General features: G+C 70.7%; 12 protein-coding genes. 3 read left to right on the top strand and 9 right to left on the bottom strand.

What is annotated here, in order from left to right; all coding sequences use genetic code 11:
• Nucleotides 1-30: 30 nt before the first annotated feature.
• On the bottom strand, nt 31-1071 hold the full coding sequence (locus tag R2B67_RS34115) for an iron-siderophore ABC transporter substrate-binding protein (RefSeq protein ID WP_317824221.1): 1041 nt from the start codon (nt 1069-1071) through the stop codon (nt 31-33).
• Between the two features lie 268 nt (nt 1072-1339).
• Between R2B67_RS34115 and R2B67_RS34110 the strand changes: the two genes are divergently transcribed.
• Nucleotides 1340-2437 (top strand): MerR family transcriptional regulator, encoded by a 1098-nt coding sequence (locus R2B67_RS34110; RefSeq protein ID WP_317825025.1) that lies wholly within the window; start codon nt 1340-1342, stop codon nt 2435-2437.
• Nucleotides 2438-2465: 28 nt separating this feature from the next.
• Here R2B67_RS34110 and R2B67_RS34105 read toward each other — a convergent pair whose 3' ends face one another.
• Nucleotides 2466-3287, bottom strand: a complete 822-nt coding sequence (locus R2B67_RS34105; protein WP_317824214.1) for a helix-turn-helix domain-containing protein — start codon at nt 3285-3287, stop codon at nt 2466-2468.
• Between the two features lie 259 nt (nt 3288-3546).
• Here R2B67_RS34105 and R2B67_RS34100 point away from each other — a divergent pair, with 259 nt between their 5' ends.
• Nucleotides 3547-4080, top strand: coding sequence for an EF-hand domain-containing protein (locus R2B67_RS34100; RefSeq protein WP_317824207.1), 534 nt, complete (start codon nt 3547-3549; stop codon nt 4078-4080).
• A 72-nt stretch (nt 4081-4152) separates the two neighbouring features.
• Here the strand turns inward: R2B67_RS34100 and R2B67_RS34095 are convergent, their stop codons facing one another.
• Complete coding sequence (locus R2B67_RS34095; RefSeq protein ID WP_317824199.1) at nt 4153-4569, bottom strand: acyl-CoA thioesterase; 417 nt, start codon at nt 4567-4569, stop codon at nt 4153-4155.
• Between the two features lie 199 nt (nt 4570-4768).
• Between R2B67_RS34095 and R2B67_RS34090 the strand changes: the two genes are divergently transcribed.
• Nucleotides 4769-7798: a carbohydrate binding domain-containing protein gene (locus R2B67_RS34090; RefSeq protein WP_317824191.1), complete on the top strand. Its 3030-nt coding sequence runs from the start codon at nt 4769-4771 to the stop codon at nt 7796-7798.
• A gap of 5 nt (nt 7799-7803) precedes the next feature.
• On the opposite strand, the gene R2B67_RS34085 is transcribed toward R2B67_RS34090, so the two are convergent.
• The 6 genes from R2B67_RS34085 to R2B67_RS34060 form a co-directional block, all read right to left on the bottom strand.
• Nucleotides 7804-9807 carry a GTP-binding protein gene (locus R2B67_RS34085; RefSeq protein ID WP_317824188.1) on the bottom strand — a complete coding sequence of 668 codons (2004 nt, stop codon included), beginning with the start codon at nt 9805-9807 and terminating at the stop codon, nt 7804-7806.
• Between the two features lie 109 nt (nt 9808-9916).
• Nucleotides 9917-11011 (bottom strand): aldose epimerase family protein, encoded by a 1095-nt coding sequence (locus R2B67_RS34080; RefSeq protein ID WP_317824187.1) that lies wholly within the window; start codon nt 11009-11011, stop codon nt 9917-9919.
• 210 nt (nt 11012-11221) lie between these two features.
• A complete protein-coding gene (locus R2B67_RS34075) occupies nt 11222-12241 on the bottom strand; it encodes a LacI family DNA-binding transcriptional regulator (RefSeq protein ID WP_317824185.1) in 1020 nt (339 codons plus the stop codon).
• Nucleotides 12242-12300: 59 nt separating this feature from the next.
• Nucleotides 12301-13347, bottom strand: coding sequence for an ABC transporter permease (locus R2B67_RS34070; RefSeq protein ID WP_317824184.1), 1047 nt, complete (start codon nt 13345-13347; stop codon nt 12301-12303).
• The gene (locus tag R2B67_RS34065) at nt 13344-14318 is read right to left on the bottom strand and encodes an ABC transporter permease (protein ID WP_317824183.1); all 975 of its coding nucleotides are present in this window, start codon (nt 14316-14318) and stop codon (nt 13344-13346) included. Before R2B67_RS34065 ends, R2B67_RS34070 begins: the two co-directional genes overlap by 4 nt.
• Nucleotides 14315-16000, bottom strand: coding sequence for a sugar ABC transporter ATP-binding protein (locus R2B67_RS34060; RefSeq protein WP_317824182.1), 1686 nt, complete (start codon nt 15998-16000; stop codon nt 14315-14317). The genes R2B67_RS34065 and R2B67_RS34060 overlap by 4 nt, the downstream gene beginning before the upstream one ends.
• Between the last annotated feature and the right edge of the window lie 71 nt (nt 16001-16071).

Raw genomic sequence — 16071 nt, 5'->3', positions numbered from 1 at the left:
CGTCCGGCGGGCGCCGGTCGGTGGAAGCGGTCACTTGACCTTGTCCGCGGCCTTGGCGAGGGCGGCGGCGTAGTCGTCGAGCACGTAACTGATCGACAGGGGCGTCGGGTTGGCGGCGGTGGCCAGGGGCGAGCTGCCGGGCAGGAGATAGGTGGAGCCGCGCTTGACGGCCGGGATCTTGGAGAGCAGCGGGTCCTTGCTGATGGTCTTCAGCAGCTCGCCCGTGTCGTCCCCGTACCCGGTGATGATGTCGACGTCGTCGAACGCGTCGATCTGCTCGGCGCTCTTGGTGAGGGCGAACTTGTCGGTGCCCTCGGACGCCTTCGCGATGCTGCCCGGCGTCGTCATGCCCAGGTCCTTGAAGAACTGGGTCCGGGTGTCGTGCGTGGTGTAGAAGCCGATCTCGCTGACGTCGTTGGGGTCGACGTGCGTCATGAACATCGCCGACTTGCCCTTGAGCTGCGGGTACTTGGCGGCGGTCTTCGCTATGTCGCCGTCGAGCTTCGTGATCAGCTTCTCGCCCTCGTCGGCGAGGCCGATCGCCTTGCTGTTGGTGCGGATGATCTCGCGCCACGGGGTGGCCCAGGCGGCGTCCGGGTAGGCGACGACGGGGGCGATCTCGCTGAGGGTCTCGTAGTCCTTCTTGGTCAGTCCGGAGTACGCGGCCAGGATGACGTCGGGCTTCGTGTCGGCCACGGCCTCGAAGTCGATGCCGTCGGTCTCGTCGAACAGCACCGGGGTCTTGGCCTTGAGCTCCTTCAGCCGGTCCTCGACCCAGGGCAGCACCCCGTCGCCGTCGTCGTCGCCGAAGTTGGCGGAGGCCATGCCGACGGGCACGACGCCCAGCGCCAGCGGCACCTCGTGGTTGGCCCAGTTGACCGTGGCGACGCGCTTCGGCTCGGCGGGGATGGTGGTCGTGCCCAGGGCGTGCTCGACCTTGAGCGGGAAGCCGCCGGCAGCGCTCCCCTCGCTCTTCTTGTTCTCGGCGTCACCGCTCCCGCTCCCGCCGCAGGCGGCGACGGAGACGAGGGCGGCTGCCACGGCGAGCAGGCGGAGGCGGTGTGAGGACATGGGTGAGTACCCGGCTTTCCGGAGGGTCGGGGTGCCGCTTCCCGCACGTCCGGGCAGGGGCCGCCGTCGTGGGAGGGGTGCACTGCGGAGGCAGAGCGGCTTAGGTAAGGCTTGCCTTCGCACTTTATGAGAGGAGGTACGACTGTCGCAATCAACTGTTTGAGACAGGTGTTGTAGCGATAAGGACATGCGATGGGCGGTGAGGAAGGCTCTTGACCCTCACGTGGCGTCAGGCCGCATAGTCGGTGCCGTGGAAGAACACTGGACCGTGGGACGCGTGGCCGAGCTGGCCGGTGTGAGCGTCCGCACGCTGCATCACTACGACGACATCGGGCTGGTCCGGCCGTCCGCACGGACCGCCGCCGGGTACCGGGCCTATGCGGCGGGCGATGTGGAACGGCTGCGTGAGGTGCTGGCCTACCGGCGGCTGGGCTTCGGACTGCGGGAGATCGCGGAGCTGGTCGACGACCCGTCGGCCGACGCGGTCGCGCACCTGCACCGGCTGCGCGGCCTGCTGGTGAAGCGGCGTGATCGCGCCGACGCGATGGTGACGGCCATCGACAGGGAACTCAGGACAAGGGCTAGGGGGCTCAAGGTGACACCGGAAGAGCAGCTGGAAGTGCTCGGTGCACAGCTGTACGACACGATCGGCGACGCCTACACGGCGACCCGGCGGACCGATCCCAGGATCGCCGCGCAGATCTGGGACGCGCTCGGGGACGCGCGGACGGTACTGAACGTCGGGGCCGGCACCGGCTCCTACGAGCCCGCCGACCGCCAGGTGACCGCGGTGGAGCCGTCGGCGGTCATGCGGGGGCAGCGGCCCCCCGGCTCGGCGCCGTGCGTCGACGCCGCGGCGGAGAGCCTGCCGTTCGCGGACGGTTCCTTCGATGTCGCGATGGCCGTCTCCACCGTTCACCACTGGGAGGATCCGATCGCGGGGCTGCGCGAGATGCGGCGGGTGGCCCGCCGCGTGGTGGTGCTCACCTTCGACACCGACGAGCCCGGATGGCAGGACCGGTTCTGGCTCACCCGCGACTATCTGCCCGAGTTCACCGGCGTCCTCGCGGAGTTCCCCTCGCTCGCCGGGATGGCCGACGCGATCGGCGGCCGCGCCGCGCCGGTACCCGTCCCGTGGGACTGCACCGACGGCCTGTTCGAGGCGTACTGGCGCCGGCCGGGGGCGTATCTGGAGGAGCGGGTGCGCCGTGCGATGTCGGTGTGGACGAGAGTCGGGCCGGAGGCGGAGGAGCGTGCGGTGCGCAGCCTCGGCGACGACCTCGCCTCCGGCCGGTGGGCCGAACGCAACGGCGACCTGGCCGGGCTCGACGAGGCGGATCTCGGCCTCCGCCTGCTCAGGGCGTGAGCTCGGGACGTGAGTTCCGGGCGTGGACTCAGGGCGTGAGCTCCGGCCGGAACGTGCCCGGGGTCAGCCCGGTGGTCCGCCGGAAGGCCACGCCGAAGGCGCTCGCGGAGCGGTAGCCGACCTGTTCGGCGACCGACTCGACGTCCCAGCCCCGGGTGAGCAGGCCGATCGCGTGCTGGGCGCGGACCGTCGCGACCCAGCGTACGAAGCTCGTGCCCGTCTCGGCGCTGAAAGCGCGCGTGACCGTACGGGTGCTGACCCCCAGCTCGGACGCCCAGTCCGCCAGCGTCCGCTGGTCGCCCGGATCCTCGCGGACCGCGTCCGCGATGGGGCGCAGGAGGGCGGAGGTGGGGACCTGGACGAGCAGCTCGCGGGGCGACGGCGCGAGGACGTCGAGCACGAGCGCCTCGGTCGCGGCCCGGGAGGAGGGGGCCAGGCCGGGTTCGCCGAGCCGTTCCAGCAGGAGGCGCAGCAAGGGGGTGATCTCGACGGCGACCGGGGTGTCGGAGATCGACGACGTCGTACGGAAGCCGAAGAAGCTCGCCCGGAACCAGGTCCCCGCCGTCGCCGACCCGGAGTGCAGGGTCCCGGCGGGCATCCACAGGCCGAGGGCGGGGGTGATCGTCCAGATGCGTTCGCCGACCACCGCCGAGGAGGCGCCCCGCTCGTTCCAGAGCAGTTCGTGGAAGGGGTGGGAGTGCGCGTCCCAGAGGGTGTCGTGGGAGACGACCTCGTCGTAGCCCTTGATGACGAAGGGGGTGTCGACCGCACCGGGCGCGTGCGCGGGCAGCGACCGGGTCTCCCTGGTCGCGGACGGTCCGGCCTCCCCGGCGGTGGGCCTCACGCGCATCCGCCCAGCTTAGAAGGTGGGCGCGGGAACAGGTTCCCCCGCTCCCCCGCTACGACGCGGCCGCCGACGGCCCGGACCGAGGCGTGCGGGGGCGCTGCGCCTCGCCGTCTGCCTCAACTCGACGTTTACGCGAGGGTGGTTACGTCCTTCAGGTGAAAGGGATACGGCTTTCGCCGTGCCAGTCGCGCTCCGGCCGGAGAGTGGGTGGGCCGACCGGGGCTCCGGTCGGCGGGACCGTACGGCGAAAGGTGACGGATTCATGACCACTGAGGCCACCCGGCGGGTCGCGCTCGTCTTCTCCCTGTTCGATGCCAACGCCAACGGGGTCCTGGAGGCCGACGACTTCGAGATCATGGCCGACCGCGTCGTACGTGAGGCGCACGCCTCGGACCAGGCGGCCAAGGACGCGATGCGGGGAGCGTTCCGGCGGTACTGGACGACCCTGCTCACCGAGCTGGACGAGAACGGCGACGGCGAGATCAGCTTCGAGGAGTTCACCGCCTGTGTGCTGTCGCCGGAGCGGTTCGACGCGACGATCGCCGTGTTCGCCGAGGCGCTCGCGGCGCTCGGCGACCCGGACGGCGACGGTCTGATCGAGCGGCCGCTGTTCATGGCGCTGATGACGGCGATCGGGTTCGAGCCCGCCAACATCGACGCGCTCTTCGACGCGTTCGAGCCGACCGACGGGGACCGCATCCGGGTGGAGACGTGGGTCGCCGGGATCAAGGACTACTACGCCCCCGGCAAGGCCGGTATCCCGGGCGACCACCTGGTCGTCGGCACGCCCGTCTGACCTTCCCCGCCCTCGATGCACCGTGGACGCCCCCGCCTACCGGGCAAGGGGCGTCCACTCCATTTCGGCGGCTCAGCCGGTCAGCAGGTCCGGGTTACCCGCCAGTGCGGCCAGGCGGCCCTGCGGGTCCGGGACGAGGCGGCGTTCGGTCAGGTCGAGGACGCCGGCCACCCCGGTGATCTCGGCGGCCACCGTGCCGTCCTCGTTGATGACCTGCTGGGCCAGGGTGAACGTCTTCCCCGTGCCGTAGTCGAAACGGCAGGTGACCCGTACCTTCTCGCCGCCCCGCAGCTCCCGGCGGTACTTCACGGTGACCTCCAGCTGCACCGGGCCGATGCCGTCCGCCAGCAGCTTCTCCTGGGGGAGCCCGGCGGCCCGCAGCAGCTCCCAGCGGGCGTGCTCCGCGTACTGGAGGTAGACGGCCTGGTTCAGATGGCCCTGGGTGTCGAGCTCGTAGCCGCGCACGGTCACATCAACGGAGAAGGTCATGACCGTGCGAACGCCCCCGCCCGGTGGTCCATTCCGGTGAGCCGGTTCTGCCGCACCCCTTTACGGGCCTGTCATGCACCGGTAACTTCCACGGCGCAAGAGATTGCAGCAACATTCCGGCAGAGCTTGCCGCCGGACCGTGTTCCCCCTCGCCGAACCCCGAGGCGCGTCAGGGTTCTCCCCTCCCCTGGAGACACGTATGAGACGCACCTCCCGCCGACTGCCCGGCCGCCCGCTCGCGGCGGCCGTTGCGGCAGCCGGACTGCTGGGACTCCTCACCGCCGTACCGGAAGCCGCTCCCCCTCCGGTCGCCGAACCGGCCACCGCACCCGTCGCCGCCGCCGAGACCACGGCGACCGTCTTCTACTCCACGAAGACCCGCAACTGGTCGGCGTACCACCTGCATTACGCCCCCGACGGCGGCTCCTGGACCGCCGTGCCCGGCACCCGTATGGCCTCCGCCTGCACCGACTGGGTCAAGCTGACCGTTCCCCTGGGCGGTGCGAGCGGGCTGAAGGCCACCTTCAACAACGGCTCGGGCACCTGGGACAACAACGCGGGCAAGAACTACGACCTGGGCACCGGGAACATCACCGTCAAGGACGGGGTCGTGGCGCACAGCGACCCGTGTGCGGGCACGGACCCGGAGGAGCCTGATCCCGGCGGGCCGAACACCGCGTCCGTCTACTACGCGACGTCCACCGTCGGCTGGTCCACCGTCAACCTGCACTACCGCCCGCACGGCGGAGCCTGGACGGCGGTTCCGGGTGTCGGCATGGAGGCGGCTTGCACCGGCTGGGTGCGGCGGACCGTGGACCTGGGCAGCGCCACCGGCCTCCAGGCCACGTTCAACAACGGCAACGGGGTCTGGGACAACAACAACGGCAGCGACTACACCCTCCCGGCCGGGCTCACCACCGTGAAGGACCGCAAGGTGACCGCCACGGCGAAGGACCCCTGCGCCGCCGAGGAGCCGGACACCGAGGCGCCCTCCGTGCCCACCGCGGTGAAGGCCGCGGCCGACGGGGTGTCCGTCCTGGTGAGCTGGGAACCCTCCACCGACGACCGGGGCGTGACGAAGTATCAGGTCACCCGGACGGGCGGCACGAAGGGCACCTTCGTCACCGATGTCGGCTCCACCGTCTTTGCCGACACCGGACTTGAGGCGAAGACCGCCTACCGCTACACCGTGCGGGCCGTCGACGCCGCCGGGAACGTGTCGGCCGAGTCCGCGGCGGCCACCGCCACCACCGGCGAGAAGCCCACCGCCCCGGCGACCGGCACACCGCTGGGCACCGATCCCCGCAAGGACCCGATCTACTTCGTGCTGACCGCCCGCTTCAACGACGGCGACCCCACGAACAACCGGGGCGGCAGCCAGCACGAGAAGTCCGGCAACGCGGCCAACAACGACCCCATGTTCCGGGGGGACTTCAAAGGGCTGGTGCAGAAGCTCGACTACATCAAGGGGCTCGGCTTCTCCGCGATCTGGGTCACCCCGGTCGTCCTCAACCGCTCGGACTACGACTACCACGGTTACCACGGCTACGACTTCTACAGGGTCGACCCACGCCTGGAGTCCGCCGGCGCCTCGTACCAGGACCTCATCAACGCCGCCCACGCCAAGGGCATGAAGATCTACCAGGACGTCATCCACAACCACTCCTCGCGCTGGGGCGCCAAGGGCCTGTTCACCCCGAAGGCCTACGGCGTCCGCGACACCCAGTGGAGCTGGTACTACGACGAGAGGAACGACGGCTTCACCTACGACGGGCTCACCGTCGAGCCCAAGTCGGGGAAGTCGTACTACAACGGCGACCTGTGGTCCACGGCCGAGCCCACCGGCAACACCTGCGTGGGCTGGGGCACACCCACCGGGCACACCTCACCGGAGGGCTACCGGATCTACAACTGCCAGTGGCCGAGCCCCACTTCGGGTATGTTCCCCAAGGCGCTCTACCACAACTGCTGGATCGGCAACTGGGAGGGCGAGGACTCCCGCTCCTGCTGGCTCCACGACGACCTCGCCGACTTCAACACCGAGAACGCCCAGGTGCAGAACTATCTGATCGGCGCCTACAACAAGTACATCGACATGGGCGTCGACGGCTTCCGGCTCGACACGGCGGTGCACATCCCCCGCACCACCTGGAACCGCCGTTTCCTGCCCGCGATCCAGGAACGGGTCACGCAGAAGTTCGGCGCCGAGGCGGCCAAGAACTTCTTCGTCTTCGGCGAGGTCGCCGCCTTCGTCAACGACAAGTGGAACCGCGGTTCGGTCAACCACTCCGCGCAGTTCTTCACCTGGAAGGAGCGCAAGGAGTACAGCGCGGACGACGAGAAGGCCGCCCTGGAGATGTACGACTACGAGCAGCAGCAGGGCACGGGGTCCCAGCCCGTCTCCGACAACGCGTTCCTCAAGGGCAACGCCTACCACGCACCGGACCGCAGCCGGTTCTCCGGGATGAACGTCATCGACATGCGGATGCACATGAACTTCGGTGACGCGAACAACGCCTTCCACAACGGCAAGGACTCCGACGACAGCTACAACGACGCCACCTACAACGTGGTGTACGTCGACAGCCACGACTACGGGCCCAACAAGAGCAGCGAGCGGTACACGGGCGGAACAGACGCGTGGGCGGAGAACATGTCGCTGATGTGGACCTTCCGGGGCATCCCGACGCTCTACTACGGCTCCGAGATCGAGTTCCAGAAGGGGAAGCAGATCGACTGCGGGCCCCGCTGCCCGCTGGCCTCGACCGGGCGGGCCTACTTCGGGGACCAGCTGGCCGGCGAGGTGACGGCATCGGACTTCGGGAAGGTGTCCTCGGCCACCGGCAAGGTCGCCGACACCCTGGCCGCGCCGCTGGCCCGGCACCTCCAGCGGCTCAACGAGATCCGGCGGGCGGTACCCGCCCTCCAGCTGGGCCAGTACTCCACGGAGGGCATCAGCGGCTCCATGGCGTACAAGCGGCGCTACACCGACGCGGCGAGCGGCACCGACAGCTTCGCCCTGGTGACGGTCTCCGGGAGTGCCACGTACACCGGCATCCCGAACGGCACCTACAAGGACGCCGTGACCGGTGACACCAAGGTGGTGAGCGGGGGCACGCTCGCGGTCCCGGCGCCCGGGAAGGGGAACCTGCGCGTGTACGTCCTGGACCTCGGCGGGAAGAACGCCGCGCCCGGGAAGATCGGCGCGGCGGGCCCGTACCTGAAGTAGCGGCCTCAACCGGCGACCCGCCGCACCGTGCGCAGCAGGTACTCCTTGCGGTGCAGCGGGTCGTGGTCGGTGCGCGGCCGTTCCGGGACCGGGCCGGTCACCGGGCGGTGGCCGTCGAAAGCCGACTCCAGCATCCCCTCGCCCCGGGTCAACCCCGGGAGCAGCTGCTGGAGTTCGTGGACCCGGGCCGCCGGGAGCTCACCCTCCAGGGTGCAGAGCGGCCCGCGCATCCCGGGCGGCCCGGGCACGGCGCGCAGCCGGGCGAGGACCGGGACCAGGGCGCCGAAGGTGTCGGTGGGCAGCTCCAGGCGGAAGCGGTGCATCGGCTCGTACACCTGGGTCCCGGCCCGGCGCAGCGCGTCCATCAGGACCAGCGGGGTCAGATGGCGGAAATCGCCCGCCGTGCTCGACATGCTTTTGTCGAACGTGCCGTGGGAATGGCTCTGCCGGGGCCAGTAGCCGGAATGCGTCTGGGTGACGACGCAATCGGTCACCTGCCAGCCGTGAATTCCCTGGGTCAGAGTTGACAGCACGGTTTCCTCCACCGCCCGCATCAAGGAATAGGGCATGGAGCCGAGTTCCACTTCTCGGCGGAATTCCACCCCGCTGCCGTACGGGGCCGGGTCGACGCGCAGGCCGACGGTGGCGAGGAAGGGGTTGGGGTCCGTGTCGATGATCTCGACGGCCGCCCCCGTACCGGCCGGCCGTTCCAGGCAGATCGTCGTGGTCCCACGGAAGGTGACGTCGACCCCGAACTCATCGGCCAGGGTCGCCTGGATGACCTCCTTCTGCACCTCCCCGTAGAGCGAGAGGGACACCTCCTGACGGAGGTCGTCGCGGCGGACGGCGATCAGCGGGTCCTGTTCGGCGAGGCGGCCGAGGGCGATGTGCAGGGCGCCGCGGTCCTCCGGCCGCACGGGGACGACGACCGTCTCCAGGGTCGGCGGGGCGAAGTGGCGGCGCCCGGCCTCCGCCCGCGCCTCCCCCACGCTGTCGCCGATGCGGATGCCGGCCAGCCCCTTCAGCCTGGCGATCCGGCCGGCGCCGACAGCGGGGGCCGGCACTTCACCGCCGTCCTCGAAGACGGTGACCGCCGAGACCTTGCCCTCTCCCTCCCGGCCGTCCGGGCTGCGGAAGCGCAGCACCTCGCGGGCGCGCACGGTGCCTTCGACCATGCGGACGTACGCGGTCCGCTCGCCGTTGGCGGTCCGGTCGACCTTGAACACCGTGCCCCGGGCCGGCGCCTCCGCGTCCCCCGCGGCGGCGGGCAGCAGGGCGGTGATGCCGTCGGCCAGGGCGTCGATGCCCGCGCCGGTGGCGGCGGATCCGAAGAAGACCGGGTGGACGCGGCACCGGGCGGTCTGCTCGGCCAGGGCTTCCAGGAGCCGGGCGTGGGTGAGGGCCGCCGGGTCGTCGACGTACGCGGTCAGCAGTTCGTCGTCGTGGCGGGTCAGCAGGTCGGTGAGCGCGCCGGTGAAGCCGGGGTCGGACCCGGTGAACGGCGTGGTGGAAGCGGACCGGGTGCCGAGGTGCCGGGTCGAGCCCATGGCCACGGTGTCCGGGGAGAGCCGTTCGGTGATGCTCGTCAGCAGCGAGTCGTAGCGTGCGCCCGGGCGGTCGGTCTTGTTGACGAACAGCAGGGTCGGGATGCGCAGCCGTCGCAGGGTCCGCAGCAGGACCCGGGTCTGGGCCTGGACGCCCTCCACCGCGGAGACGACGAGGACGGCCCCGTCGAGGACGCCGAGGACCCGTTCCACCTCGGCGATGAAGTCCGGGTGGCCGGGGGTGTCGATCAGATTGACCGTGGTGGCGCCGAGGGCGAAGGAGACGACGGCCGACTTGATGGTGATGCCGCGTCGGCGCTCCAGCGCGAGGGAGTCCGTCCGTGTGCTGCCGTCGTCGACGCTGCCGAGGGTGTCGATGGCTCCGGCGGTGTGGAGGAGCCGCTCGGTCAGGCTTGTCTTACCGGCGTCGACATGCGCCAGAATTCCCAGGTTCAACGTATGCAAGAAGCTTCATGTCCTTGAGAGAAAGGTCAGTTTCTGTCGGGAGGAACACGAAAGCTCGGCGCATGGTCAGAGAACTCCTGGGTCGTCCTGGTGGCTTGCGGGGAGTAGATCAGGGGGCGGTGGAAGGCCGCAACCGGTTTTCTTGGGAGCCCAGGTGCGGAAAGCGCCATTCGGTACGGCTGCGCAGGGTTTCACCGGGGCGGAGCACCGTGCTGGGGTGGGCGGGGCGGTTGGGTGAGTCGGGGAGGTGCTGGGTCTCCAGGCAGAGCGATCCGTGGCGCTCGTGGCGGCGGCCGGTGCCGTCGGTGAACGCGCCGTCGAGCTGGTTGGCGGTGTAGACCTGGACCCCCGGTTCGGTGGTCCAGAGCTCCAGGGTGCGCCGGTCGCCGGGGGCGGTGAGGCGGGCGGCGCGGCGGAGGGTGCCGGGGGCCGGGTCGCGGAGCACCCAGCAGTGGTCGAAGCCGCCGGCCAGGGCGAGTTGGGGGTGGGAGCGGGAGAGGGCGCTCCGGATCGGCTGCGGGGTGGTGAGGTCGAACGGCGTGCCGGCCACCTGGGCCGGAGGGCCCTCCGGGATGGAGGTGGCGTCGACGGGGAGGTAGTGGTCGGCGTCGACCTGGAGGGTGTGGCCGAGGATGTCGTCGGCGCCGAGGTTGAGGTAGGCGTGGTTGGTGAGGTTGACGACGGTGGGCCGGTCGGTGACGGCCGTGTACTCCAGGGCGAGCGTGCCGGTGGTGTCCAGGGTGTAGGTGGCGGTGATGTCGAGCGCTCCGGGGAAACCCATGTCGCCGTCGGGGCTGTGCAGGGTGAGGCGGAGGACGGCGGCGGAGTCCGTACGGTCGGCCTCCGCCTCCCAGACCCGGGTGTGGAAGCCGTCCGGGCCGCCGTGCAGGGCGTGGCCCCGGTCGTTGGCGGGGATGTGGTGCGTGGTGCCGTCGAGGGTGAAGCGGCCGTGGGCGATGCGGTTGGCGTACCGGCCGACGATGGCCCCGAAGTAGGGGTTCTTGTCGGTGTAGTCGTCGAGGGCGGGCAGCGAGCGGACGACGGGCCCCGGGGTGCCGGCGGTGTCCGGCACGGTGAGGCTGTGCAGGACACCGCCGTAGGTGAGGATCTCGGCCCGTACCCCGGTGCCCGATTCGAGGGTCCAGAGGTCGGTCTCGCCCTGCCCGGGGGCGTGGCCGAACGGTTTGCGGTGCACGGTGGGCATGAGGAGTCCTTGGGGGGGTGCGGACGACGGCTGGCGGGACGGGCGGGTCTAGGGGGTGTCTTGTCGGTCAGGCCGGATCAGGGAGCGGGGTCTGGTGCCGTGCATCGCAAGGCGGAGGAGGGAGTCGACGCGGAGCGTCGGTGACCGACGACAACGCCGCGAGGTGCGGTGCCAGGCCCCGCGAGCCCGGCGTGATCGGCAAGACACCCCCTAGCGGGACGGGCGGGGCGCGGTGGATTCGCGGACGACGAGGCGGTAGCCGGGGCGGGGCCGCCGGGGTTCGGCGACCGGGGTTCCGGCGAGGCGTTCGACGAGGCTGTCGACGGCGAGCCGGGCGATGGCCGCCTTGTCCGGGGCGATGGTGGTGAGGGTGGTGGTCCCGTATCGGCTCTCCTCGATGTCGTCGAAGCCGACGACGGCGATGTCGCCCGGGATGGTGAGGCCGCGCTCGGTGATGGTGCGCATGGCGCCGATGGCGATCATGTCGTTGTACGCGAAGACGGCGTCGGGTTGCTCGCCCCGGTCGAGGAGCGAGGCCATGGCGGCGGCGCCGTCGTCCCTCCCGTACCCGTCGGTGACGACGACGAGGGACTCGTCGGGGGTGATGCCGGAGGCAACCAGCTCCTCGCGCCAGCCGCGCAGCCGCAGGTGGGCGGGCTGGCGTTCCTGGCCGGTACGGGAGCCGAGGAAGGCGATCCGGCGGTGGCCGAGGGCGATGAGGTGGGCGACGGCCTCGCGGGCGGCGGCCACGTTGTCGATGGCGATGTGGTCGTAGGGGGCCTCGTACTCCCGCTCCCCCAGCAGCACCAGCGGTGCCGTCTCCGTACGGGCCATCAGGTCCTCGGTCTCCAGGTGGATGGGGCTGAGGATGAGCCCGTCGATGACATGGGACCGGAACCCCTGGCTGACCAGCAGCTCCTTCTCGCGCAGGCCCCCGGTGTGGTCGACCAGCACCGTGTAGTCGTGCCGGGCGGCGGCGTCGACGACCTCACCGGCGAGCTCCGCGAAGTACGGGTTGCCGAACTCGGGGACGGCCAGCGCGATGATGCCGGTGCGGCCCTTGCGGAGGTGGCGGGCGGTGAGGTTCGGCCGGTAGCCGAGCTCGTCGATGGCCTGCTGCACCTTGGCGCGCATCTTGGGGGTGACGTGCTGGTAGTTGTTGACCACGTTCGACACGGTCTTGATGGACACGCCCGCCCGTTGAGCCACGTCCTTGAGGCTGACGCCCACGGCACTCCTTGTACTCGGTTCGACTCGTCCCTGCCCCGGTCCGTACGGTCCCGTCCAGTTCAGGTGGTTCTCCGGCTGCGCGCGAGGTAACGCTGCGCCACCACGACAACGATAAGGAAGCCGCCGCTGACCACCGACTGGTACGAGGAGTTGAGCGAGCCGATCTGGTTGATGAGGTTCTGGATCACGGCGAGCAGCAGGACGCCCCAGAGGGTGCCGCTGATCGATCCGGCGCCGCCGATGAGGAGCGTGCCGCCGATGACGACGGCGGAGATCGCGTCCAGCTCCATGCCGACGCCGACGATGGTGACGCCGGAGGAGAGGCGAGCGGCGTTGAGCGCACCGGCGAGTCCGGCGAGCAGACCGCTGAGCGTGTAGACGAGGATCTTCGTACGGGCGACGGGCAGGCCCATCAGGGTGGCCGCGTCGCTGCTGCCGCCGACGGCGAACAGGGTCTGCCCGAACGAGGTCCGCTGGAGCAGCAGTCCGCCGGCCCCGAAGAGGACGAGGGCGATGAGGATCGGGTAGCCGAAGCCCCAGACGCTGCCCTGACCGAGTTCGGCGAAGGCGGAGTCCTTGGGGACCAGGTAGGTGGTGGCGCCCTCGTCGGTGAAGGCGAGCAGGATGCCGCGCGCCGCGAGGAGTGAGGCGAGCGTGACGATGAAGGGCGCCATGTTCGCGCGGGCGATGAGGAGGCCGTTGACCAGGCCGATCGCCCCGCAGACCACCAGGGGGACGAGCAGGGCGGCGAGGAAGCCCCACTGCGAGGCCCAGGCGGCAAGAACACCCCCGAGCGCGAAGACGGAGCCGACGGACAGGTCGATGCCGCCGGTGATGATGACCAGGGTCATACCGAGGGCGACGATCGCGAGGAAGGAGGCCTGGACGGTGACGCCCCGGGCGTTGTCGAGGCTGGCGAAGGTCGGATAGACGAACGAGGCGATGAGGATCACGGTCAGCAGGACCGCGAGGACGCCCTGGCGCTGGACGAGTTCGCCGATACGGGAGCCGGTGGAGCGCTCGGGCCGGGGTTCGGTGCGCGAGGGGGCGTTCTTGAGCGGCGCCGGCACCTGGGGGGCCGGGGCGGCGGAGGTGGAGTTCTTCATCGGGACCGACGCTCCCGGGCGACGTAGACAGCGGCGATGATGATGGCCGCCTGGGCGATCTGTGCGGTGGAGTCGGGCAGGTCGTGCTTGACGAGGGTGGCGCGCAGCAGCTGCATCAGCAGGGCGCCCGCGACGGTGCCGAGCACCCGGATGGAGCCGCCGTTGAGCGGGGTGCCGCCGACGACGACGGCGGTGATGGCGGAGAGCTCCATGAGGGTGCCGAGCGAGGACGGGTCGCTGGCGGTGAGCCGGGCGGTGGCGAGGATCCCGGCGAGCGCGGCCATCGTGCCGCAGAGGATGTAGACGCCGATCAGGACACGCTTGACGGGCAGCCCGGACAGGGCGGCTGCCGGTCGGTTGCCACCGATGGCGACGATCTGGCGGCCGAAGGTGGTGCGCTGCACCAGGAAGGCGACGGCCAGGGCGAGCACGCCCGCGATGAGGACGACGAGCGGGATGCCGAGGAAGGAGCCGGTGCCGAGCGCCAGGATGTCGGGGTTGACGATCTGCTTGAGCTGACCGTCCGCCATCACCAGGGCCAGGCCCCGGCCGCCGACGAACAGGGCGAGGGTCGCAACGATGGGTTGCAGCCCGACGAGCGAGACGAGCGTCCCGTTGACCGCGCCGACGACCGCTCCGGCCAGCAGGGCGATCAGGAGCGCGGGCACCAGTCCGTAACCGAGGTAGAGCGGCAGCAGGGCGGCGGCGAGCGCCATCGTGGAGCCGACGGAGAGGTCGATGCCCTCGGTGCCGATGACCAGGGCCATGCCGAGCGCGACGATCACGATGGGGGCGACCTGGACGAGCTGGGTGCGCAGGTTGTCGGCCGTCAGGAAGTGCTCGGTGAAGAGGGCGTTGAAGAGCAGGACGACGGCGACGGCCGCGTACACGCCGTACTCCTGGTACCAGGCGGGGTCGCGCAGCCGGGCCAGCGGCTTCGCGGGGCGTGGCAGGGTGGCCTGGGTGGTCATCGGGGGTCCTCCTGGCCGGCCGCCGGGGCCTTCCGGCCGGTTTCGGGCGTGTGGTCGGCAGGCTTGGCGGCGGGCGTGTGGTCCGGGAGCACGGACGCGGGCCTGTTGTCCGGGAGCACGGCGGCGGGCGTGTGGTCGGCGAGCACTTCGAGGAGGCGGCTCTCCGCCACCTCGTCACCGGCGAGTTCACCGGCGACGGAACCGCCGCGCAGGACGACGATGCGGTCCGCGCCCTCGATCAGCTCCTCGATGTCGGAGGAGATCAGCAGGACGGCGAGGCCTTCGCGCGCGAGGTCGTCGATGAGGCCCTGCACCTCGGCCTTGGCGCCGACGTCGATGCCCCGGGTCGGCTCGTCCAGGAGCAGCACCTTGGGTTCCAGGCAGAGCCAGCGGGCGAGCAGCACCTTCTGCTGGTTGCCGCCGGAGAGTTCGCCGACCTTCTGCTCGGGGCTGGAGGCCTTGATGCGCAGCCGCTCCATGAAGATGTCGACGATGCGGTCCTGCCGTTCGCGGGAGACGATCCCGGCCCGGGAGAGCCGGGGCATCGCGGCGAGCACGATGTTCTCGCGTACGGAGAGCTGCGGGATGATCCCCTCCGCCTTGCGGTCCTCGGGCAGCATGCTGATGCCCGCGCGGATCGCGGCGGCCGGGGTGGGGCGGCCGATGCGCTCGCCGTCGACGGTGATCTCGCCACCGTCCAGGGGCAGCGCGCCGGTCAGCGCCTTGGCGGTCTCGCTGCGGCCGGAGCCCAGCAGCCCGCCGAGTCCCAGCACCTCACCCCCGTACAACTGGAGTGATATGTCGTGTAGTTGGTGGCGGCGGTCGAGGCCGGTGGCGGTGAGGACGGGCGTACGGGCCACCTCGTGGCCGGCGGCGTCGAAGCTGGTGAGGCCCTCGCGGCGGACCTCGGCGAGGTCGCGGCCGAGCATCATCGAGACGAGCCGCATCCGGTCCAGGTCGGCCAGGTCGCCGGTGTGGATGTGGCGGCCGTCGCGCAGGACGGTGACCCGGTCGCAGATGCGGTAGAGCTCGTCCATGCGGTGGCTGACGTAGAGGACGGCGATGCCTTGGCCGCGGAGGTTCTCGATGACCCGGAAGAGGGTCTCGACCTCGCGGGGCTCCAGGGACGAGGTGGGTTCGTCCATGATGACGACCTGGGCCTGCACGGAGACGGCGCGGGCGAGGGCGACCATCTGCTGGGTGCCGATGCCGAGAGTGTGCAGGGGGCGTTTGGGGTCGACGCGGACGCCGAAGCCGTCGAGGAGTTCGGTGGTCTCGCGGTTCATCCGGCCGAAGTCGATGAGGCCGAAACGGTTCTTCGGCTCGCGGCCCAGGAAGATGTTCCGCGCCACGCTCATCAGCGGGACGAGGTTGACCTCCTGGTAGATGGTGGAGATCCCGGCCTGCTGTGCCTCGAAGGGCCGGGAGAAGCTGACGGGCGCGCCCGCCACCCGTACCTCGCCGTCGTCGCTCCGGTAGACGCCGGTCAGCACCTTGATGAGGGTGGACTTGCCGGCCCCGTTCTCGCCGACGAGCGCGTGGGTCTCCCCGGCGCGCAGCGAGAAGGAGACGTCGTCCAGGGCGACGACGCCGGGGAACCGCTTGCTGACCGAGCGGGCTTCGAGCACGGCATCCGCCACGGCGGTCTCCGCGTGCTGGGGTGTCGCTTCGGTGGGTGCCATGGATCCTGGCCTTCCGGTGTTACGGGAATGGGGCCGGGCCGCCGTGAGCGCGAAGGGCTTCACAGCGGCCG

This window comes from Streptomyces cyaneofuscatus, assembly GCF_033109485.1.
Classification (GTDB): Bacteria; Actinomycetota; Actinomycetes; order Streptomycetales; family Streptomycetaceae; genus Streptomyces; species Streptomyces cyaneofuscatus.
This window is presented reverse-complemented; position numbering and strand designations above follow the sequence as displayed.